Raw genomic sequence first — 20,549 nt, forward strand, 5'->3', positions numbered from 1 at the left:
CCTGTATTCGGGCAGTCCGGCATGCTCACCCGGCAAGGAGTACGCATGGCCACGACCGCATCATCGCCGCACCAAACCGCGACGGCCGCACTGCCCCTGGAACCCTTCGCCCGCGACCTGCACTTCCCCACCAGCATCACCTTTGACAACCAAGGACAGCTGTACGTCGCCGAGTCGGGCCTGCCGTTCGCCGGTGCGCCGTCCGGCGGCCGCATCTGGCATATCGGGCCGGACGGCTGCCGAAGCCTGCTCGCCGACGGGCTGCGTACCCCCGTGACCGGCCTCACCTGCCACGAAGGCGGCCTGTACATCTCGGAAGGCGGCCAACCGGGGAGGATCCTGCGGCTCGCCCTGGACGGCGGCCCCCTCGACATCGTCCTCGACCATCTGCCGGGCGGGGGCAACTACCAGACCAACATGACCGCCTTCGGGCCGGACGGCAGGCTCTACTTCAGCCAGGGCGCGGCCACCAACACCTCGATCATCGGTCTGGACGCCCTGGACATCGGCTGGTTGAAGAAGATCCCGCACCCGATCGACATCCCGGGCCTGGACGTCGAACTGACCGGGGTCCGCGCCCGGACGGACAACCCCCTCGAGCAGGGCACGACAGCAGTCACCGGGCCCTTCGCCCAGTTCGGCACCGCGCACCCGGCCGGAACCCGCATCCCTGCCGAACTGCCGTGCACCTCGGCCGTGATGAGCTGCGAGCCGGACGGCAGCGACCTGAAACTGGTGGCCTGGGGACTGCGCAACGCCTTCGGGCTGCTCTTCCTGCCCGACGGGCGCCTCCTCGCCACCGACCAGGGCGCCGACGACCGCGGCAGCCGCCCCGTCGGCAACGTACCGGAGCTGCTCTTCGAGGTACGCGAGGGCGCCTGGTACGGCTGGCCCGACTTCATCGGCGGCATCCCCATCAGCGACGCCCGCTTCACCCCCGAGCAGGGAGATGCCCCGGGCTTCGTCCTCGCCAACCACGACGAACTCCCCACACCACAGGAGCCGTTGGCTGCCTTCGCACCGCATGCGTCGGCGGTGAAGATGGACCACACACCGGACGGACGGATCCTCGTGGCGCTGTTCGGCGACGAGATACCCATGACCGCGCCGTCCGGGCCACGTGCCGGGCGAGGCTTCGCGCTCGTCGACCCTGCCGACTGGAGCAGCACCACCCTCGCCTCCCCGCTGCACCGCCCCATCGACGTCCGCTTCGGACCCGACGGATACCTCTACGCCCTGGACTTCGGGCACTTCGAGCCGGGCAAGGGCACCGTGGACGCGAGCGCGGGCAGCGGCGCCGTATGGCGGATGCCCTGGAGAGCGCGCCCCTGGTGAGCGCGCCGCCCTCGGCCAGGGCATCGACCGCGCCAGGTCGACCCGCACGACATCGATCGCGCGGCCATGAACCGAGCGCCACCACGTCCACCGCAGCGGCCGAGTGACGTGACACGGCCCCGCCTCCCGAGCAGTGCCCGGCACGAACCGAAAGCAGGCACATCCATGTCCATCCACCACGCGCTGAATCTGGCGCTGCTCCCCGAGACCGCATACGAGCGGCACGGAGACCACGACGCCCTGGTGTGCGACGGCCGCGTCCACCGCTTCGCACAGTTGCAGGACCGAGCCGCCAGGATCGGCGGCGCGCTGAGCCTGCTCGGTATCGGGTCGGGGGACCGGGTCGTCGTCCTGATGGCGAACCGGGCCGAGGTGTCCGTCGCCTACAACGCGATCTGGCGGGCCGGCGCCGTGGTCACCCCGGTCATGTTCCTGGTGAGCCCAGCCGAACTCACCCACATCCTGACCGACTCCGGAGCCCGCGCGATCATCACCGCCTCGGGCCTGCTCACCACCGTCGCCGAAGCCGCAGCCGGCGCGCCCGAGCTACGGCACCTCCTGGTCGTGGACGACCTCCCGCAGGACGCGGAAGCGGGCCTGCCACACACCCTGGGCGTCGCCACCTTCGCCGACATCGAAGCCACCGACGCCGCCGGCATCGTTACTCGTACGAACGAAGATCTGGCCGCTCTGCTCTACACCGGCGGCACCACCGGCCGGGCCAAAGGCGTCATGCTCAGCCACCGCAACCTGTACACCTGCTCCCTCGCCGCCTACCAGGCGGGCGAGGCTCCAGGCCTGACCGAGGGCATCACCCGCACCCTCATCCCGCTGCCCCTGTCCCACGCGTATGGACTGATCGTGACCCTGGCAGGCTGGCAGTCGACCCGACCTCAACTCGGGGTCCTGCAACGCTGGTTCGACCCGGCGGAATGGCTCGCCCTCGCCCAGGAACACGCGATCCAACGCACCACACTGGTCCCCAGCATGATCCAAATGCTGCTCGGGCACCCCCTGGAGGACACCGACCTGTCCGCGCTGCGCCTGGTCAACAGCGGCGGCGCTCCGCTGCCGTACGAGACCCGGCTTGCCTGGGAGGAGCGCGTGCCGGGCAGCCGCATCCTGGAGGGCTACGGACTGACGGAATCCGGCTCTGTCACTTCCGCGACCCGTCCCGACGCCATCCGGCCCGGCTCCGTCGGCCAGCCGCTGCCCGGGTACTGCGTCGAGGTCCGCGACGATGCGGGCCGCGCGCTGCCCGCCGCCAGCGACGGCGAGATCTGCGTACGGTCCGCAGGCATCATGCGGGGCTATTGGCACGCGCCCACCCTGACCTCACAGACCCTGCGAGACGGCTGGCTGCACACCGGCGACATCGGTCACCTCGACAAGGACGGCTTCCTGTACGTCGTCGACCGCAAGAAGGACCTCATCCTGCGCGGCGGTTTCAACGTCTTCCCCCGCGATGTCGAAGACGCCCTCCTGACCCATCCGCAGGTCGCCCAGGCGGGTGTGGTCGGGCGCCCCGATCGCCGACTGGGTGAGGAGGTCGTCGCCTTCGTCGCACTGCACCCCGGCCATCGGGCAGAGTCCGCGGAGCTGATCGCGTACGCGCGCGACCATCTGGCGGCCCACAAGTACCCGCGCGAGATCCGCGTACTCGACCAACTCCCGCTGACCAGTGTGGGAAAGCTCGACCGCAACGCGCTGCGGACCCTTGTCGAGCCGGACCGCGAGGCTCGGGAAGGCGCCGTCGCACGACAGTCGGCCGAGGGCCGCTGACGTGCCGTGCCCACCGGCCCGGGAGGGGATGGTTGCTGCAAGGAGCGTGGACGGTGTCGTTGACACCGACGCTGCTGTGGCTGACCGTTGGCGAACAGCGTGCCTGGCCTCCGCCGCGGCGGGAGCCCGGGCCACCCACTTCCCGCGTCCCGAAAGGGATGCCCGACGCCTGCAGGCCGCACCTACCGCGGGGCAGCACGAGACGGCAATCAGATGACGAAGCGATCCACCAGCACCGACCAGTCCCACGCCGCAGCCGGCGGCGTGGACGACAGGCCCGTCGCCCGTGCCCGGTCCGGGCCTGCCACGGACGGTCGCACGGCCCGCTCCCAGCGGACCCGCCTGTCCATCATCGATGCCATTCGCGCCCTGAACGCCGCAGGCGACCTGCGCCCGACCGCGCCCCGTATCGCCAAGCAGGCCGGTGTGTCCTTGCGCACCGTCTGGCAGCACTTCGAGGACATGGAGAGCCTGCTGGCCCACGCCGGCCGGCGCGATGTGGAGATTCTGCTCTCCTTGATCGAACCGATCCCGCCCGAAGGAGCATTGGCCGAGCGCATCGCGGCGTTCGTCGCGCAGCGGGCCCGCGTACTGGAGGCCATGGCGCCGAGTTGGCGGGCGGCCCGCATTCACGAGCCGTTCTCCGAGGAGCTGCGGCTGATCAAACAGGAGACGCTGGCACTGGCCCGCGCGGACGTGGAGACGGTCTTCCGTACGGAACTGGCCCAGCTGTCCGCACGATCCCGCGGCGAGCTCGTGGACGCTCTGCTCGCCGCCAGTGTCTGGCCGCACTGGGACACGTTGCGCAGCGACCTCCACCTGGATGTGGAGCAGGCGCGCAAGGTGCTCGCCCGCACCATCGGCGGGCTTCTCGAGCGCGCCGATCAGCAATGAATCCTGAATCCCTACCTGTTGATCAGGCTGGTCAGGCTGGTCAGGCGAGCGGTCCCAGGATCTCCTGGGATTCGATCAGGCCCTGTTCGCTGGGGACCTGCCCGTCACCGAAGACACGGGTCGCTTGTCGGGCCCGGAATTCGAGATGGGCTTCGGCGGGCTTGGTGTAGCCATGGCGGGCACGGGCTTCAGCGGGGGTGAGCACTTCCTTGTTGCGGGGAGGTATCCCGAGCTTGATGGGTGCGACGACCGCGACGGTGGAGGGCGAGATCCTTCCCAACAGGGCCAGTTCCACCCTGGGATGGAGGTGGGCGAGGGCGAAGGAGATCTTCATGACGGGCACGATGAGCACGTCCAGGAGTCGTGACTGGCGGATCCCGGCCATCTCGCGCATCCAGCGCGGCATCGTGGCGATGGTGGCGATGCGCTGCGTCCTGGCGACCACCATGCTGGCCGGCTTGGCCCAGCGGGGGACCGGCGGCAGGACGAGTTCGGTCCTGAGCAGATGGTGCATCGCCTGTCGGGCGATCGGGCTGGCGGACAGCTGGGGGCGCATCCGCTCGAAGTACGCCCGCACACCTTCGCGGCTGCGCGGGATGTCATCGGGGGAGCACGTCTGCAGTTCCGCTGCGACGGCGCAGGCTTCCCAGTACTCCGTTTCCTCCTGCTCGGTCAGTTTCCCCGGCCCGTACTTCTCGTACGCATAGAGGATCGAGTGCCAGCCGGTGAGCTGGATCCACAACTGTGAAGCCGGGTCGTTGGCATCGTAGGTCCCGTCGCCGTAGGGCAGTTGGCCGATCGCCTTCGAGTGCACTTTGACCAGGATGTCAGCGGCCTTGCACACCTGCTGTGACCCGGCGAAGGCCACCATCGCGAAGTACTTGAGGGTCCGGTCGTAGCGGGTGCGCGAGCGTTGATAGATGCCCTGCGTCGCGTGGACCGCGGCGACCAGCGGCGGGTCGAGCTCCTCCACCACCACGGACCGCTGGAAACCCACGGTCGGGGCAGTGGGGTAGCTCCAGACCTTCCACACCACCGAGCCCGGGCCGAAGAACCCGTAGTCCTCGTGCGGTTCGACCGTGTCGCGCTTCAACTTCGCCATTCAGGCGCTCCTTGTACGTGTGCGGGCTACGCCGCGTTCAATTACGACGCCGGTGTCGTAAATTAAGACACGCATGTCGTACGCTGCCAAGGTGTCGACGCCCTCTTCTTCCTCCGAACGGCCTCGCAAGCGCCGGCCCTACGCGCCGCGCCTCCCGCTCGCCCAGCGCCGGGAGCAACTGCTCGACGCCGCCCTTTTCGTGATCGTGAACGACGGCTACGACCGGATTTCCATCGACGCCATCGCGACACGAGCCGGAGTGGCCCGCGCGGTCGTCTACGGCGCGTACGACAACCTCGACGCCCTGCTGCATGCCCTGCTCGACCGCCAGCAGGTGCGCGCCTTCGACCGGCTCCTCCAGTCGATCCCCGACCCGTACGTTCCGCAGAATCCGGCCGCCTTCGTGGCCGAAGCTGTGCGCGGGATGTCGGCGATGCTGCGCGACGACCCGGACACTTGGCGGCTCATTCTGCTGCCCCCGGGCAACATGCCCGCGGCGGTCCGCGACCGCATCGAGGCGGACCGGGAGCGGTTCCGGCTGCGCGTCGAAGCGTGGATCTCCCGCACCCTTGCGACACACAGCGACCCCAAGTCCGCACCACGGCTGGATGCGCGCGTACTGGCCCACGCGCTCGTCGCCTGCGCGGAACACTTCGGCGTCCTCGCCTTGACCGACCCCGGCAGGTTCGAGCCCGCGCACCTGATCGAGCAGGTGCAGGTGATGATCGGCGCGCTTCTGCCGCAGGCGCGGTGAAGGCGCCGTCGCCAGCCGCGTGACCTGCACGGCCGCCGACTGGCTTTCGTCGGCGGCGTCAGGTGTGGAAGCCGGCGCTGCGGTCTTACGCGGGGGCGTGCAGCGGCGGGTGCTCGAGTACGCGCGGGGTGTATTCGACCAGCTGGATGCGGCCGTCGAAGGTGCGGTGATCGGTCATTTCGAGGGCAACGTCCGGATAGCCGTCGTAGATGCGTTCTTCGCCCGTGGCCCCGGTGATCACGGGGAACATGACGACCCGGAAGCGGTCGACGAGTCCGGCGCGCAGAAGGGACCGGCACAGGCTGAGGCTGCCGATCGTGCTCAGGAGCCCCGAGCCGCTCGACTTCATGGCCCGGACCGTCTCGACGGCGTCGTCGCGTACGAGCGTGCAGTTGGCCCACGGCAGTGGGTCCTCGAGCGAGGAGGAGAACACCACCTTGGACGCCTGCGTGAGCTCGTCGACGGACGCCTCTTCCTCGGGCCTGAACTCATCCTGGCCCTCGGGAACCTCGCCAGCGGCGAAGCCCGACATCAGGCGGTAGGTGTTCGCTCCCATCAGGTAGGTGGCCTCGGGCTGCTTGCCGAGCCATGCGAGGTACTCCGGGCCCTCGAGGCCCCAGAACCCGGGCCATCCCTCCCCTGATGCGTAGCCGTCGAGGGAGGTGATGAAGTCGACGAGAAGCTCCGACATGGCGGTGTCCTTTCCTGGGGTGTCACAAGCTTGGACCGTCCGGGAGCCGCAAACTCATCGGTCGCGCTGCGAGGCTTCTGCCCTATGCGGCAGCTGAGGCGGGGGAGGTGCCGCAGGCGTGGTGGAGCGCTTTGCGGGCGTGTTCGCGCAGCCACGCGTGCGCGTGGTCGTTGGCGTAGCGCTGATGCCAGGCGAGATGGATCGGGATGTCGGGCATGGTCAACGGCAGGGGTCGGGCGTGCAGGCCGAGGGCGTTCAGGTGGGGGCGGCTGATGAATTCCGGGACGGCTGCGAGCAGGTCATGGTGGCTGATGAACTGCAGTGCTGTCGCGATGGTGGGGGTGGCGGCGACGACCTGACGGCCATGGCCGTGGGCTTCCAGAGCGTCGTCGATGGGGTCCCGCAGTCGCCCACGTCGCGAGACCGTGATGTGCTCGGCCGCTGCATAGTCGGCCAGTGTCATCTCACCTGCCGCAAGAGGATGTTCGGGTCGCATGGCAAGGATCAGCCGGTCGTGGCCGACGACCTCATGCCGGAATTCGGGCGTGGAAGGTGTGCTGGAGCCCGCTTCCAGGTCGATGTCTCCGCGCCGCGGGTCGTGGATGTCGCTGGTGGCTTCGGCAAGGAAGCGCAGGCGGATTCCGGGGGCTTCGGCTCGCGTCGACTGCAGGAGGGCCGGGCCGGCGGCCGCGGCCAGGGCGTCATGCCATTTCAGGATGAACGTGCGCGTCAGCGAGGTCGGATCGATTTCCGTGTCCGGGGAGAGCAACTGGTGAGCCTGCTGCACGAGGTCATGCACCGACTCGCGCAGCGCGATGGCCCGCGGGGTGGGCGTCATGGTGCGGCCGGTACGCACCAGGATCTGGTCGCCGGTGGCCTTGCGGATGCGGCCCAGCGTCCGGCTCATGGCGGGAGCCGATACGTGCAGGCGGCTTGCAGCGCCGGTCACGCTGCCTTCTTCCAACAGCGCATCCAGGGCTACCAGCAGATTCAGATCCAGTTGCATACGGGTAAATCCACCTGTAACTAGATTGCATTTGAAGTTAATGATGCCCGCTCCTACTGTCGAAAGCGAGCAGCCGAAAGGTTGCGAAATCCCCTAGTCCGCATGGGAGCTTTCGATGAGCACATTTCCTGCCCCGCACCGTGCCCGTTCCTCCGAGCTTGCTGCCGTCTTGGACGACGCCGTCGCCGCGGTGAAGGCGGGCGGGGCGCACCTGCTCAAGCGCTACGACGTCACGGCCCGCCCAGGCGACCTCGACGAGATCGTGCGCGATATCTACGCCAACGATGAGGCCGTCCTCGCGGTCGTCAAGGAGCCGCTGCTCGCGGCCCGCCCGGGTTCACAGTGGGCGCAGGACGAGCTGGCCGGCGGCGCGCTGCCCGACGGTGAGTGGTGGGTCGTCGACACAGCCGAAGGCAACATCAACCACGTTCACGGCATGAACGACTGGTCGGTGACCGCCACCTTGGTACGCGACAACACCCCAGTCCTGACGGCCGTGTACGTGCCCCTGACCGGCGACCTCTACACCGCCGTCCAGGGCCAGGGGGCCTTCCTCAACGGCCGGCGCCTGCAGGCCTCCGCCAAGAGCGAACTCAAGGCCGCGCTGGTGGCCACCGGCCAGGCCAAGCCCGGCGAGAGCGAGAAGGCGCTGCGACGCATGGGCGCCTCGGTCACCGCCATGCTGCTCAGCGCACTGGTCGTGCGCGTCTCGGTGCCCGCCACGATGCAGCTCATCCACGTCGCCGCCGGCCGTATGGACGCCTTCTGGCAGTTCTCCGACGTACGCTCCGGTCTTCTGCCCGGCGCCCTGCTCGTCGCCGAGGCGGGCGGCATGGTCACCGGCACCCGCGGCGAGCCGTGGACCCTGTCCAGCCAGGACTTCCTGGCCGCGGCCCCCGGCATCCACACGCAGGCCGTCGACGTGCTGACCAACTGAGCTGACGCTCGCACCTCACCTCTGCTCCGCGGTCAGAGCCCCCGCACGTGCCGGTACCCCTCCCGCGGCCCTGCCATCCCTTTCCATCTGGAGACCCAATGAAGATCGCCGTACTCGGTTCCACCGGCCAGACGGGCCGCCTGGTGGTCGCCCGCGCTCTGGAGCGCGGACACGATGTCATCGCCCTCGCTCGCCGACCGGAACAGGTCGATACCTCGGCCGCCGGAAACCTGCGCGTAGCGCAGGCCGACGTCGCCGACCCCGACAGCATCGCGAACGCCGTCGCGGGAGCCGACGTCGTCATCAGCGGCCTGGGCATCACCAAGAAGCAGGACCCCGCCATCCTCTCCGACGGCGCCCGACTGATCGCCTCGGCAGGGCCGCGCGTCATCTGGCTCACCTCCCTGGGTATGGGCGCCACCGAGGGAGCGCTCGGCGCACTCAACGGCGCACTCCTCAGACGCATCCTGCGCCACGAGTGGGACGCCAAGGACGTCGCCGGACGCGCCGTACGCATTGCGGGCGGCACCACCGTCTACGCCGGGCCCTTGACCAACAAGCCGTATGAGGACAACGGCCGCCTCATACGAGCCGAGAACTACGCACCGCGCATGATGCCCCCCTTGGCGCCGCGCGCCGGCATCGCCGCCCTGATGGTCGCGGAAGCCGAAGCCCCCCGCTTCGCCGACACCGACACCATCGCCGTGTTCAACGGCCGCTGAGACAGCGATTCTTGCTTGGCGGTCGTACGTGGCCTGACCACCCAACACTCCACTGCACCCGCACTGTGCCTCGCTGACGGCAAGGGTTTCGGTCTTGATCACCGCGCACAGTGCTCCTCCGGAGAGTCGGCGATCAGACCCGGTGTGGTCGAGCCGTTCGGGCAGGTGTGGGTCGAGGGCGCGGGCCACGCTGCGGGCGATCCGTATGTCGGTGGTGCAGCCTTGGCGTGTGCTGGTTCGCACCGCGTACCTCAGCGGCCGGCACGTCGGCGTTGAGCGCGCCGGTCCACGCAGGATTTCGGCGCAGGGGAGTTGACCTGATCGTGACGGGAACGGGTGACACGGCGGCGTTCTGCGCCGGCGATGTGGCCGAGCAGCAGGTTCAGGGGGAGGGCGAGCTGTTTCCTTCAGGGACTTTGGTGGTGTTGGTCGGGCCGGGTGGCTCGGGCAAATCCCGGTTCGCCGCGGCGTTCCCGGCGAGTTGGGTGGTGAATCTCGATGAGCTGCGTGAGCGCCTGTCCGACGACGCGGGTGAGCAGTCCGTGACGCGTCCGGCCGTGCAGCTGCAGGACATTGTTGTGTCGACGCGGATGAAGCGAGGGCTCACCACGATCGTGGATTCCACGAATGTGGAGGCTTCCGTACGGGCCGGCCTGGTGGCCAAGGCTCGCGCGTTCGGCCGACCCGCGGCCGCGGTCGTGTTCCTCACCGACCTCGGTGTCTGTCTCGAGCGCAACGCCCGGCGGCCGGCCAACCGGCGTGTGCCGGAGCGCGTGGTGCGCTGGCAGCACGAACAAACGGCGGCCGCGGTCGGGCTGTTGTCCGGTGAGAGGTTCGCCGACGTGCGCCCCGTCCCGCCGGCCTGAAGGGGGCGCGCTTCGGTCGGATGCCGATCCGCCGGCCTAGCGAGGTCCTGTCGGACATTCAGCAAGACCTCCGTCGCCTTCACCGCGAAGGCCGCCGGGTGCAGGGTCTTCAGCCTCGCCACCGCAGGCGTCCGTATCGCTTGACCTGTTGCGCGTCAGGTCGGCAGCCAGTGCAGCTCGCGCGCCAGGGTTTGGCGACGGAGCGGATGCGGCGGTGCAGCGGCGACTGTTCGCGTGGGAGGACCAAGTGGAGCGTCAGGCTGGGTGCGCCTCGCAGCGGGCGCCAGGTGAGACCGGCCGGTTGTGTCGTGGCTGCGGCTTCTCCGGCCGGGGCGAGGGTGACCCCGTCGCGCAGGTCGCACTGAGACATGTCGAAAGAGACTGCGGGCGTGTGGAATCGGGGGAGTGGACGGGTGTCTTGGAACAGTGCGGTCAGCTGATCGTGGATCACGGGGTTGGCCGCACGGTCCGGGAGTCGCAGTGGGTACGCGGCCGCGTCGGCGATCTCGATCTCCGGATGTTCGGCCAGCGGATGGTGCTGCGCCAGCTGGACCCCGACGCGCATGCGCCGCAGCAGGATCCGGCGCACGTCTCGGCCCGGCTGTTCACCGCGGGTGATCCCGGCATCGATGCGGCCGTCGGCGACTGCGGGGGAGATTTCCGGTGTCGCCATCGGGACTGCGCTGATCTCGAGTCCGCTGTTGTCGCGCATCAGCCTGTTCACCAGGGCGGGTGTCGTTTCAGAGCCGGCGCTGAGGCTGTATCCGATGTGCAGCGTGCCCAGTTCACCGGCTGCCGCGCTTCGGGCGGTGTCCCATGCCCGGTCCAGCGCGGCCAGCGCGGGCGGCGCGGACTCCGCCAAAGCCGCGCCGGCCGTGGTCAGTTCGACGCTACGTGTGCTGCGGACCAGCAGGGCCGTACCGAGTTCCGCCTCCAGCCGGCGTATCCGGGCGCTGAGTGCGGGCTGTGCGATACCGATCCGGGCGGCCGCGCGGGTGAAGTTCAACTCCTGCGCCAGCACCAGGAAGTACCGCAGGCTCACCGTATCCGGCGCCACGAGCCCTCCCCGCCGATTGATAACGATCCGTTCTGAGCCTATCCCGGACCGGTCTTTCCCCTGACCGCAGATCAAGCCCTAGCCTGCGCATATGACGATTCAACGGACCGCAGTGACGGTCGCCGGGATCGATCGATCTGCGTGTCGATGCGAAGTCGGAAGTGTCCGGCCGACAACAGGAGGTTTCCATGGCTAAGGGCTACTGGGTGAGTGTCTACCCCGCCATTTCCGACCCTGAGATGCTGACTGCCTACGACAAGCTGGCCGGTCCGGCTGTCCAGGCTGGGGGCGGGCGAGTCCTGTCCCGGATCCCGTCCCTTGGCGGTCGAGTCGTGGCCCACGAGGCCGGACTCACGCAGCGCGTCGTTCTGATCGAGTTCGACAGTTTTGAGCAGGCCGTCGCGGCCTATGAGAGCGAGGCCTACCAGAAGGCGCTGGTGGCCCTCCCCGACGGCTTCGAGCGCGACTTCCGCATCATCGACGGCATCGACTGACCGGCGGGCCAGACCCTCCCCGAAAGCTCGGGCAGGTGCCACACGCTGCACACCGTCGGGCAGACCCATCCGGGCCTGTCCGACAGGCCGTCTTCGGAGAGATCCCGTCAGTACAGTGAAGATCGACGCGTTCGTAGCGGGCGATGGTCTTCGACAGCTGCTTCTCGGGGGCGGCCTCCGCCGATGGCCTCGCGCTCGCGCTTGCGGCGCAGCTCGGGGTGCGCGGTGAGGTGATCGCGCATCTTGGACTGCCACAGCCGCACGCGTGCTTCGGCCGCGCGCTTGGCGGCGGGGTCGAGCGCGACGGCGCTGCGGACCTTCCGGCCCGACAGCCTTGCGGCTGACAGGGCTTACAGCAACGGACCCGTCCGCGAGCACCTGCGACGGCGGGGAGTCCGCCACGCCATCCCGGAGAAGACCGACAGCCAGGCCGCCCGCCTGCGCAAGGGCGCACACGGTGGACGGCCGCCCGCCTTCGATGAGGACCGCTACAAGAGGCGCAACACCGTCGAACGGGCGATCAACCGCCTGAAGTAGCCCCGGGCGGTCGCCACGCGCTACGACAAGCGCGCTTACGTCTTCCTCGGCACCGCCACCGCCGCAGCCCTCGCGATCTGGCGCCGCACATGAACTTCTACGCGACCCGGCAGTAGACGTTCTGGTTCTGGCGCCGGGCGCTGCTGACGAGAGCAGCCAGATCGCCCACGATCGCGTCGGCGATCTCAGTGTCGATGACCTCGCCGTCCTCCGCACGCAGCCGGGTCCACGAGGAGGCGACGTCGCTCAACCTGGAGTGCGTGGCATCCGCGAGCGCAGTGGACAGGCGAGGCGAGATCGCCAAGACGACGCCTCCGCCGTTGTCCTGGGCGGCGACGATGCGAGGCTCACCGGCCTCGACGAGTTCCTCGAAACTGCCGCCGGCCAGAAGGCATTCCCACTCGACTACGGCCACTACGGGATCGAAGTTGCCGACGAGCAGGGACTCGAATGCCCGCCCCGGCCCGGTCTGGAGGGCCAGGCTCGCTGACGTGTCGTCCGGCGCGACGAAGAACTCCACGATGATGCTCACCCGGGCATCATGCCCGGTGCGTTTCATCAACTGTGAATGCACACTGAATGACACCCGATTGATCGTCCATGGCCGAAAGGGAAAGGCGCAGCAGCTCAAGGGCACTGACATCTCAAGTGTCACGCCACGCATGGGCATGTTTGCCCCCAAAGTGGTTCGCATCGGCATCGGGGCCACGGTGGCACTGCAGATCTTCTGTTCAAGCCGGGACGAGGTGCGGGAAGTTGGGCGCTTGGTAGACGAAGCGATGATGGCGTGACCCCAACCGGGCGTCCGTGTGAGTGAAGCCGAGAATCGGGGCACGCCGGAGGCGTGACCAGTATTAGGTCACGGACAGATAACGGCACAAGGGGGTTGGAAGGTGACGTGAGGTGAAGCCGCAGTTAACGCCTGGACTGGGAGGGCGGTTGCCCAGTGCTGAGCGTGATCTTCTGTTTCGCCAGCGAGTTGAACTCGTCCCTGGCGTTGCCGAAAACGCGCTCAGCTTCGTCCATGGATGGCGCATCAGCACCAAAGATGATGCCCGCGCAGACCTGCTCAGCGGCGGTGAACGCGTTCGCTGCGACTGATGCCAACTGGTCAGGTGCTTCCAAGTACAGATGCGCGATGATTCGACGCAGTTCTGGCCTTAACGCGACATACTGTTCAACTATCCCTCCCAGCCGCGCGCGTTGCCCCTCTGCACCTAGAGCGGAGGCGTCGAAGCGGCCCAGGAGTTGGGAGATGCCCACCATGTGACGTACGAGGGAACCCGTCTCGCTGATGAGCAGAGTGAACGTTTTATAGAGCTCTCGCTCAGTCTCGAATGTCTGCTGTTCGCGGTCCAAGGCGCGTCTGGCTAGCTCCTGTTGCATGGCCAAGTCATGGCGGCGCTTCTCGTGGACGAACGTTGCCCATGCGCCGGTGCTTGCGCCCAAGAGGGCGCTAGCGCCACCGATGACTGCAACCCATATCGCGTTATCCATGGGCTCACCCTTCCTGACCCGCATCTGCTGTGGCTACGGACGGGCGGTCATCTCTCGCGTACGCCCGGAGACCGCGCTGCAACACTTGCCGCGGGACCAGCGCGCCACTTGGGGTGTGTGGGCAGATGGCGGTCGACAAGGCACGTCGGAGGCGTTTTGGACGTATCCAACGCGGCGTCATAACCGCCGGTCACGAGCGCAACGGTCGCCTGCTCGGCGAACTACTGCCAACTTGCGGGCGAGGTGGCGTCAGGCATGCGCGAGTAGTTGACACTGCGCGAGGTCGGCGAGCTGCTCAGCCTCACGATTCCGCACGTTGACCAGTTCGCCTAGGGCAAGTAGCGCGCGAGCCGAGGGGGTCTCGGGTCGCGCCTGTAGGTGCCCTATGCCGCCGAGGCGAGGTCGGCCCACTACCACGCAAGCCGACCGCGCTCGTCGAGCCCCCAAGTCCGTTCCCGATCGGATCACAGACATCCTCACCACCCTCAAACTCGCCGACCGCGCCGGATTGTTTGCCTGGGCCACCCGGCACGGAGCCGCCGACACGGGAGACGATCACCCCAACACGCCCCGGCCCAGCTGATCCGACCGCGAGACGACAGAATCTGGAGTTCCCTCATCGCAGGTGGTCCGGCCTACACCGCTCCGGCACGGAGGGGGCAGGCCCTGGTGGCCTCGAGGAGGTCGGTGGTGTCACGGAACGCGGGCGCGCGGCAGTGCCGCAGCGAAGGGCCCGCACTGCTGCTGTCGCCGGATGGTCTGCGGTGGTTGGTCTGCCGCCGGGGTGCCGGTGCGCCAGCGTTCAGAACACGTCGTCAACGAGCAACGCGGGTCATGCATGTGGAGCGCAACTCACTCAAGAACACCGACTGTTCAAGAAATTGATCGAACCGGTCCAGATTGATGCTTGACCAAAGCGGCGAGGTCACGCCGCCCTACCGTGCGCCGCTCCACGTTGCATTCATGGCCAGTCCTCCGGATGCCGGGTCATCAGCATGTGTCCGGTCAGGTGCAGAAGCACCTATTGTGGATCTTCGCCACGATGATCGCGATCATCAAGTCGTGATCCAGGCAACCACGGCAGCCGGAGAATCACCTTCGATGAACCATGGTGTTCCGGTCGCAGAATTTCATTGCGAGTCGCCCTGGGTGGAGCGGACATTGGTAAGACCGACGGGTACTTTTTCCTCGGCCTCCTGTCTCGTCGATAAAGGTGGTCCAACTGGCGACCCATCGAGGCAGCTCGGAACGTAGAGCCCTATGATCGCCTAGGTCTTCGCCTGTGACATATCGTCAACTACTGCGGCGGACATCAGGTGACATCGCACCGGAGTTTCGATCGACGCGCCCCTGGGGCTTGAGGAACGATTCTGGGTTGAGCAGCTGGCGATAGCGGCTCTTCGGCTTGACCTCTCTGGCATCCTGGCAGGTAGTCGCCCCTGCGGCGAGCGCAGGCACTCCGTCGTCGTGAGGATTGCGCCCCCTCTCTGGCAAGCCGATTCGCATTGTGGATTTGGTGTGCAGGGGAAGTTGGTTACCCCCGGAGGGGGCCCTCAATAGGTGCTCCCGGCAGCCCGTCCGATTCTGATGGAAACTCGTGTTCACGCTCTCGAGGGAGTCACTGACTCTGGAAACGTGGTTTTTGTCCGGGGCTACTCGGCCCCGCTTTCGGGGCGTCATTATTGGCTTGATTGGTGCCCAGAACTCGTCCGGCGAATCGCAGGAGTGCGGCCCTCGCTCCATGCCCGGAATCCCGGTCGCGAATATGCCCAGTAGCCGGCCTACTTGGCGATCAGCGCCACGATCAACCGATCGAGATCATGAGTCGAGGAAGATCGGATTCGCGTCCCCTCGCACCCTGGCTGGGCGCCAACATCCACAACGCCCGAAGTGGAGCCAATTTCGTCAGATGATGGCCAGTCTGCGTCCAGCCTGTTGACAGGTACACCTCTGCGCGGCACTTTGGGAGCGCTCCCACAGCTTCAAGTCTTGCAACACCTCGCCAGAGCCGCGAGGAGGGGACGGAGTTCTGCGACCGGAGGGATGCCAGTCGTGGGGTCCGGCGACAACCGTCACCTCCTGCATTCGGAGAGAGGAACCGCCATGACGCTGCCCGCCCCAAGGCGGACGCCTCGAAGCTTCGCCGCCACCGCAGCAGCCTCGCCCCTGAAGACGCAAGCGGCGCGACGCAGCCGCAGTTCAGCGCGACCGACAGGCCGAACGTGGCCGAGGCCGACGACGGCACCCGCGGTACGAGCACCTCTTTCGCGGGCGCATCGCACCGTGCACTAGGCGGTCAAAGCCGTCGCCGGCACCGCGCTCGATGCGCGGCCTGGTCGCGCTCACCACTCCCACCCCACCCTTGACGGAGGAGTCGTGCCCATGCAGCACGAAGTGCCCGAAAGATCACCAAAACCCGAATTATTATCCCGGCGTTCCTTCGCCACCGTCGCCGGCGGGGCGCTCGTCGCCCTTGGCGTGGGGCAGGGTCTCGCCCGGTCCGCCGAAGCCCAGGCCCCGCCCGGTCCGCAGGCGGCAGCGGCCGCTGCGGACGGCCCGTACACGCAGGCCTTCCTCACTCAGTACGAGAAGATCAAGAACCCGGCCAACGGCTACTTCAGCCCGGACGGCATCCCGTTCCACAGTGTCGAGACTCTGATCGTCGAGGCCCCCGACCACGGTCATCAGACGACGTCCGAGGCGTTCAGCTTCTGGATCTGGCTGGAGGCGGCGTACGGCCGGGTCACCGGCGACTGGGCCCCCTTCAACAAGTCCTGGGAGGTCGCCGAGGCATCGATCATCCCGCCGCACATCGACCAGCCCACCAACGACTCCTACAGCCCCGCCAAGCCCGCCACCTACGCGCCCGAGCACCCGCAGGTCACCAGCTACCCGTCCGAGCTGAACCCCGCCGTCCCCGTCGGCTCCGACCCCCTCGCCGCCGAACTCGCCTCCTCCTACGGGACGATGGACGTCTACGGCATGCACTGGCTGATGGACCTCGACAACGTCTACGGCTTCGGCAACAAGCCCGGCACCGGCGACGAGCTCGGCCCGGGCAAGATGGCGTCCTTCATCAACAGTTACCAGCGCGGCGCGCAGGAGTCCGTCTGGGAGACCGTTCCGCAGCCCAGCACCGACCTGTTCAAGTACGGCGGGCCCAACGGTTACCTCGACCTTTTCGTCAAGGACGCCTCGTACGCGAAGCAGTGGAAGTACACCAACGCCCCCGATGCAGACGCGCGCGCCGTGCAGGCCGCCTACTGGGCGCTGACCTGGGCGCGGGCGCAGGGCAAGGAGAGCCAGGTCGCCGCCTCCGTCGCCAGGGCCGCGAAGATGGGCGACTACCTGCGCTACTCGATGTTCGACAAGTACTTCAAGAAAATAGGCAACTGCACCAGCCCCACCGGCTGCCAGGCCGCCTCCGGCCGCGACGCCCAGCACTACCTGCTGTCCTGGTACTACGCCTGGGGCGGCTCCACCGGCACCGGCGGCGGCTGGGCCTGGCGGATCGGCGACGGCATCGCCCACCAGGGCTACCAAAACCCCCTGGCCGCCTGGGTGCTGTCCACGGTCCCCGCGCTCGTCCCCAAGTCGCCGACCGCCAAGGGCGACTGGCAAAAATCTCTCACCCGGCAGCTCGAGTTCCTGCGCTGGCTGCAGTCCGCCGAGGGCGGGCTCGCCGGCGGCTGCTCCAACAGCTGGGACGGCCAGTACGGCACGCCGCCGGCCGGCACGCCCACCTTCTACGGCATGGCGTACGACTGGCAGCCCGTGTATCACGACCCGCCGAGCAACAACTGGTTCGGCTTCCAGGTCTGGTGCATGGAGCGCGTCGCCCAGTGCTACTACGTCTCCGGCAACGCGAGTGCCAAGACGGTCCTCGACAAGTGGGTGGCCTGGGCCGCCGAGCACACCACCGTCGGCGCCGACGGCAGCTACCGCTTCCCGTCCACCCTCGGCTGGACCGGCGCCCCCGACACCTGGAACGCCGCCTCTCCCGGCGCCAACGCAGGCCTGCACGTCTCGGTCGTCGACTACGGCAACGACGTGGGCGTGGGCGCGGCGCTGGCCATGACGCTGATCTACTACGCGGCGAAATCCGGGGACGCCGACGCCGCCGGACTCGCCAAGGCCCTGCTCGACGCGATGGCCGGGCACGCGGACGCCCAGGGCATCGCCGTCCCCGAGACCCGCCGCGACTACGACCGCTTCGACGACCCGGTCCACTTCCCCGCGGGCTGGACCGGCACCTCCCCGCAGGGCGTGAAGCTGGGCGCCGGTACGACCTTCATCGGGATGCGGCCGTGGCTCAAGCAGGAGCCGGGCTGGTCGAAGGTGCAGGCATACCTCGACGGCGGCGCCCCGCCGGTCTTCACGTACCACCGCTTCTGGGCGCAGGCGGCGCTGGCGCTCTCCTTCGCCTCATACGCCGAACTCCTGGCCGACGAAGGCGGCCCCGGCGGCGGTGACGACACCACCGCTCCGACCATCCCGGCCGGCCTCACCGTCACCGCGACGACCAGCACCAGCGTGACGCTGTCGTGGACGGCGTCCACCGACGACACCGGCGTCGCGGCGTACGACGTCTACCGCGACGGCACCCCGGTCGCCGGCCCCACCGCGACCAGCTACACCGATTCCGGGCTCTCGGCCGCCACCGCCTACCGCTACCGGGTCGCCGCCCGCGACGCGGCAGGCAACGCCTCCGCACTGTCCACCGAGGTCACCGGCACCACCAAGGCCGGCACAGGCACCGGCGGGGCCAAGGTCCAGTACAAGAACAACGACACGGGCGCCACCGACAACGCCATCCGCATGTCCCTGAAGGTCGGCAACACCGGCGGCGGCGCGCTCAGCCTCTCCACGCTGACCGTCCGCTACTACTTCACCGGCGACGGCGGCCCGTCCTCGTACACCACCTGGTGCGACTGGGCGATGCTGGGCGGCGCCAACATCACCCACCGGGTGGTCGCGATGAGCAGCCCGAAGGCCGGCGCGGACCGCTATCTGGAGGTCGGCTTCACCGCCGGCGCGGGCAGCATGGCCGCCGGCGGCGACTCCGGCGAGATCCAGCTGCGCGTGCACAAGAGCGACTGGTCGAACTTCAACGAGGCCGACGACTACAGCCGCGGCACCAACTCTTCCTTCACGGACGCCTCCAAGATCACCGCGTACGTGGGCGGAGAGCTCGTCTGGGGGATGGAGCCGTGACGCGACGTCAGCTGCGCGGCGCCCTCGCCGCCTTCGCTGCGAGCGCCCTGCTCGCCGGGCTCGCCCTGTTCACCGGCGCGGGCTCGGCGAGCGCCGCACCGATCACCGACTGCACCCCGTGGGGCACCACCGCGTTACAAGGGGGCGCATACACCTACCAGCAGAACGAGTGGAACTCCTCGGCGCGCCAGTGTGTGAGCGTGGACCCCGACACCGGCGCCTGGAGGCTGACCGAGGCGAACTTCTCGCTCACCACGGCAGGTCCGCCGGCCACGTACCCGTCCAGCTACAAGGGCTGCCACTGGGGCGCGTGCACCACGAACAGCGGCCTGCCGATCAAGGTGAGCGAACTGGGCAGTGCCCGCTCGACGTTCGACACCACGCAAGTCGCCTCCGGTGCCTGGAACGCCGCGTACGACCTGTGGTTCCACTCCGCACCCACCACCGATGACCAGCCGGACGGCACGGAGGTGATGATCTGGATCAACCACCGAGGCGGCGTCCAGCCCATCGGCTCGCGCACGGCGACGTTCACCGCGGACGGCCGCACGTGGGACGTATGGACCGGCCCCGGTGCCTCCGGGTGGAAGGTCATCTCCTACGTGCTGCAGGGCGGCGCCACCGTAGTGGCCGACCTGGACGTGAAGGACCTCATCGACGACGCCACCGCACGCGGCCAGATCAACCCCGCCCACTACCTGATCGACGCCGAGGCCGGCTTCGAGATCTGGCAGGGCGGCCAGGGGCTGGGCGTGAACTCCTTCTCCTTCGACGCCGGCAAGGGCTCGAGCGGCGGAGACACCACGCCCCCGACCGCGCCCAGCAACTTGCGCTCCACCGCAGCGAGTTCGTCGACCGCCTCGCTGGCCTGGGATCCCGCCACGGACAACGTCGGCGTCACTTCGTACGACGTCTACCGCGGCAGTACGCGCGTCGGCTCCACCGGCGGCACGACCTACACCGACACGGGCCTGACGGCGTCCACCGCGTACAGCTACACCGTGCGCGCCCTGGACGCGGCCGGGAACTCCTCGCCGCCCACCGCTGCGGTGAGCGTCACCACCGCACCGGGCGGTGGGACGGGCACCGGCAACCTGAAGGTGCAGTACAAGAGCGGCAACACGAGCCTGACGGACAACGCCATCGGGATGAACCTGCAGTTGGTCAACACCGGCAGCAGTGCGCAGAGTCTCAAGGATGTCGAGATCCGCTACTGGTTCGACGACTCGGCCTCGTCGTACACGACGTGGTGCGACTGGGCGCAGATCGGCTGCGCGAACCTGACCCACTCGGTGTCGACCAACGGCACGACGGCCGGAGCCAACCGCTACCTGAAGGTCAATGTCACCGGTGGTTCGCTGGCCGCGGGTGCTTCGACCGGTGACATCCAGCTGCGACTGCACCGGGCGGACTGGTCGAACGTGAACGAGGCCGACGACTACAGCCACGGCACCGCGAGCGCGTACACGGACGCCCCGAAGATCGGCGTCTACTTGGGCGGCCAGCTCCTATGGGGCACCGCGCCCTGATCCACCCACCCCCCAGACACCCGGTGGCGGGAATCCTTCCCGCTGCCTCCCGCCACCGGGCCGCACCTGCGCACACCCTGATCCGAGAGGAACCCCACACCACGATGAACACCACCACGCACCCCAGACGCA

17 protein-coding genes and 1 pseudogene are annotated in these 20,549 nt (G+C 68.3%); 12 read left to right on the forward strand and 6 right to left on the reverse strand.

Going from position 1 to position 20,549, the window contains the following annotated elements:
• Positions 1 to 45 precede the first annotated feature (45 nt).
• From G6045_RS11650 to G6045_RS11660, 3 genes are all read left to right on the forward strand, one after another.
• Complete coding sequence (locus G6045_RS11650; RefSeq protein ID WP_206343623.1) at positions 46 to 1,335, forward strand: PQQ-dependent sugar dehydrogenase; 1,290 nt, start codon at positions 46 to 48, stop codon at positions 1,333 to 1,335.
• Between the two features lie 165 nt (positions 1,336 to 1,500).
• Positions 1,501 to 3,117 carry a class I adenylate-forming enzyme family protein gene (locus G6045_RS11655; RefSeq protein ID WP_165331809.1) on the forward strand — a complete coding sequence of 539 codons (1,617 nt, stop codon included), beginning with the start codon at positions 1,501 to 1,503 and terminating at the stop codon, positions 3,115 to 3,117.
• Positions 3,118 to 3,330: 213 nt separating this feature from the next.
• Positions 3,331 to 4,011, forward strand: coding sequence for a TetR/AcrR family transcriptional regulator (locus G6045_RS11660; RefSeq protein WP_165331810.1), 681 nt, complete (start codon positions 3,331 to 3,333; stop codon positions 4,009 to 4,011).
• Positions 4,012 to 4,051: 40 nt separating this feature from the next.
• Here the strand turns inward: G6045_RS11660 and G6045_RS11665 are convergent, their stop codons facing one another.
• Complete coding sequence (locus G6045_RS11665; protein WP_165331811.1) at positions 4,052 to 5,113, reverse strand: oxygenase MpaB family protein; 1,062 nt, start codon at positions 5,111 to 5,113, stop codon at positions 4,052 to 4,054.
• 73 nt (positions 5,114 to 5,186) lie between these two features.
• On the opposite strand from G6045_RS11665, the gene G6045_RS11670 reads away from it, so the two are divergent.
• The gene (locus G6045_RS11670; RefSeq protein WP_165331812.1) at positions 5,187 to 5,867 is read left to right on the forward strand and encodes a TetR/AcrR family transcriptional regulator; all 681 of its coding nucleotides are present in this window, start codon (positions 5,187 to 5,189) and stop codon (positions 5,865 to 5,867) included.
• An 85-nt stretch (positions 5,868 to 5,952) separates the two neighbouring features.
• Here the strand turns inward: G6045_RS11670 and G6045_RS11675 are convergent, their stop codons facing one another.
• Both G6045_RS11675 and G6045_RS11680 read right to left on the reverse strand, forming a co-directional pair.
• Positions 5,953 to 6,558, reverse strand: a complete 606-nt coding sequence (locus tag G6045_RS11675) for a dihydrofolate reductase family protein (protein WP_165331813.1) — start codon at positions 6,556 to 6,558, stop codon at positions 5,953 to 5,955.
• Positions 6,559 to 6,640: 82 nt separating this feature from the next.
• Positions 6,641 to 7,564, reverse strand: coding sequence for a LysR family transcriptional regulator (locus G6045_RS11680; RefSeq protein WP_165331814.1), 924 nt, complete (start codon positions 7,562 to 7,564; stop codon positions 6,641 to 6,643).
• Between the two features lie 115 nt (positions 7,565 to 7,679).
• On the opposite strand from G6045_RS11680, the gene G6045_RS11685 reads away from it, so the two are divergent.
• The 3 genes from G6045_RS11685 (at position 7,680) to G6045_RS11695 (ending at position 10,089) form a co-directional block, all read left to right on the forward strand.
• Positions 7,680 to 8,501, forward strand: coding sequence for an inositol monophosphatase family protein (locus G6045_RS11685; RefSeq protein ID WP_165331815.1), 822 nt, complete (start codon positions 7,680 to 7,682; stop codon positions 8,499 to 8,501).
• A gap of 98 nt (positions 8,502 to 8,599) precedes the next feature.
• Positions 8,600 to 9,223: an NAD(P)-dependent oxidoreductase gene (locus G6045_RS11690; RefSeq protein ID WP_165331816.1), complete on the forward strand. Its 624-nt coding sequence runs from the start codon at positions 8,600 to 8,602 to the stop codon at positions 9,221 to 9,223.
• A 365-nt stretch (positions 9,224 to 9,588) separates the two neighbouring features.
• Positions 9,589 to 10,089 (forward strand): AAA family ATPase, encoded by a 501-nt coding sequence (locus G6045_RS11695; protein ID WP_165331817.1) that lies wholly within the window; start codon positions 9,589 to 9,591, stop codon positions 10,087 to 10,089.
• 109 nt (positions 10,090 to 10,198) lie between these two features.
• Here the strand turns inward: G6045_RS11695 and G6045_RS11700 are convergent, their stop codons facing one another.
• Complete coding sequence (locus G6045_RS11700) at positions 10,199 to 11,146, reverse strand: LysR family transcriptional regulator (protein ID WP_328707732.1); 948 nt, start codon at positions 11,144 to 11,146, stop codon at positions 10,199 to 10,201.
• A 188-nt stretch (positions 11,147 to 11,334) separates the two neighbouring features.
• Here G6045_RS11700 and G6045_RS11705 point away from each other — a divergent pair, with 188 nt between their 5' ends.
• Positions 11,335 to 11,640, forward strand: a complete 306-nt coding sequence (locus G6045_RS11705; RefSeq protein ID WP_165331818.1) for a DUF1330 domain-containing protein — start codon at positions 11,335 to 11,337, stop codon at positions 11,638 to 11,640.
• 321 nt (positions 11,641 to 11,961) lie between these two features.
• Positions 11,962 to 12,270 (forward strand): annotated as a pseudogene (locus tag G6045_RS40865) (transposase); the annotation flags it as partial.
• Positions 12,271 to 12,274: 4 nt separating this feature from the next.
• On the opposite strand, the gene G6045_RS11715 reads toward G6045_RS40865, so the two are convergent.
• Positions 12,275 to 12,709 (reverse strand): hypothetical protein, encoded by a 435-nt coding sequence (locus G6045_RS11715; protein WP_165331819.1) that lies wholly within the window; start codon positions 12,707 to 12,709, stop codon positions 12,275 to 12,277.
• Between G6045_RS11715 and G6045_RS11720 the strand changes: the two genes are divergently transcribed.
• On the forward strand, positions 12,699 to 12,968 hold the full coding sequence (locus tag G6045_RS11720) for a hypothetical protein (protein ID WP_165331820.1): 270 nt from the start codon (positions 12,699 to 12,701) through the stop codon (positions 12,966 to 12,968). The genes G6045_RS11715 and G6045_RS11720 overlap by 11 nt on opposite strands.
• A 124-nt stretch (positions 12,969 to 13,092) precedes the next feature.
• Here G6045_RS11720 and G6045_RS11725 read toward each other — a convergent pair whose 3' ends face one another.
• Positions 13,093 to 13,674, reverse strand: coding sequence for a hypothetical protein (locus G6045_RS11725; protein WP_165331821.1), 582 nt, complete (start codon positions 13,672 to 13,674; stop codon positions 13,093 to 13,095).
• Positions 13,675 to 16,056: 2,382 nt separating this feature from the next.
• On the opposite strand from G6045_RS11725, the gene G6045_RS11730 reads away from it, so the two are divergent.
• Entirely contained in the window at positions 16,057 to 18,888 is a 2,832-nt protein-coding gene (locus tag G6045_RS11730) for a glycoside hydrolase family 48 protein (protein WP_165331822.1), read from the forward strand.
• Positions 18,885 to 20,417 (forward strand): GH12 family glycosyl hydrolase domain-containing protein, encoded by a 1,533-nt coding sequence (locus G6045_RS11735; protein WP_328707733.1) that lies wholly within the window; start codon positions 18,885 to 18,887, stop codon positions 20,415 to 20,417. Before G6045_RS11730 ends, G6045_RS11735 begins: the two co-directional genes overlap by 4 nt.
• Positions 20,418 to 20,549 lie beyond the last annotated feature (132 nt).

The organism is Streptomyces mesophilus (assembly GCF_011044995.1).
GTDB classification, from domain to species: Bacteria; Actinomycetota; Actinomycetes; order Streptomycetales; family Streptomycetaceae; genus Streptomyces; species Streptomyces mesophilus.

Bases quoted from the DNA above. Each gene is read 5' to 3' on its own strand.
- G6045_RS11650 (WP_206343623.1), top strand. From the start codon at position 46: ATGGCCACGACCGCATCATCGCCGCACCAAACCGCGACGGCCGCACTG.
- G6045_RS11655 (WP_165331809.1), top strand. From the start codon at position 1,501: ATGTCCATCCACCACGCGCTGAATCTGGCGCTGCTCCCCGAGACCGCA.
- G6045_RS11660 (WP_165331810.1), top strand. From the start codon at position 3,331: ATGACGAAGCGATCCACCAGCACCGACCAGTCCCACGCCGCAGCCGGC.
- G6045_RS11665 (WP_165331811.1), bottom strand. From the start codon at position 5,113: ATGGCGAAGTTGAAGCGCGACACGGTCGAACCGCACGAGGACTACGGG.
- G6045_RS11670 (WP_165331812.1), top strand. From the start codon at position 5,187: ATGTCGTACGCTGCCAAGGTGTCGACGCCCTCTTCTTCCTCCGAACGG.
- G6045_RS11675 (WP_165331813.1), bottom strand. From the start codon at position 6,558: ATGTCGGAGCTTCTCGTCGACTTCATCACCTCCCTCGACGGCTACGCA.
- G6045_RS11680 (WP_165331814.1), bottom strand. From the start codon at position 7,564: ATGCAACTGGATCTGAATCTGCTGGTAGCCCTGGATGCGCTGTTGGAA.
- G6045_RS11685 (WP_165331815.1), top strand. From the start codon at position 7,680: ATGAGCACATTTCCTGCCCCGCACCGTGCCCGTTCCTCCGAGCTTGCT.
- G6045_RS11690 (WP_165331816.1), top strand. From the start codon at position 8,600: ATGAAGATCGCCGTACTCGGTTCCACCGGCCAGACGGGCCGCCTGGTG.
- G6045_RS11705 (WP_165331818.1), top strand. From the start codon at position 11,335: ATGGCTAAGGGCTACTGGGTGAGTGTCTACCCCGCCATTTCCGACCCT.
- G6045_RS11720 (WP_165331820.1), top strand. From the start codon at position 12,699: ATGATGCTCACCCGGGCATCATGCCCGGTGCGTTTCATCAACTGTGAA.
- G6045_RS11725 (WP_165331821.1), bottom strand. From the start codon at position 13,674: ATGGATAACGCGATATGGGTTGCAGTCATCGGTGGCGCTAGCGCCCTC.
- G6045_RS11730 (WP_165331822.1), top strand. From the start codon at position 16,057: ATGCAGCACGAAGTGCCCGAAAGATCACCAAAACCCGAATTATTATCC.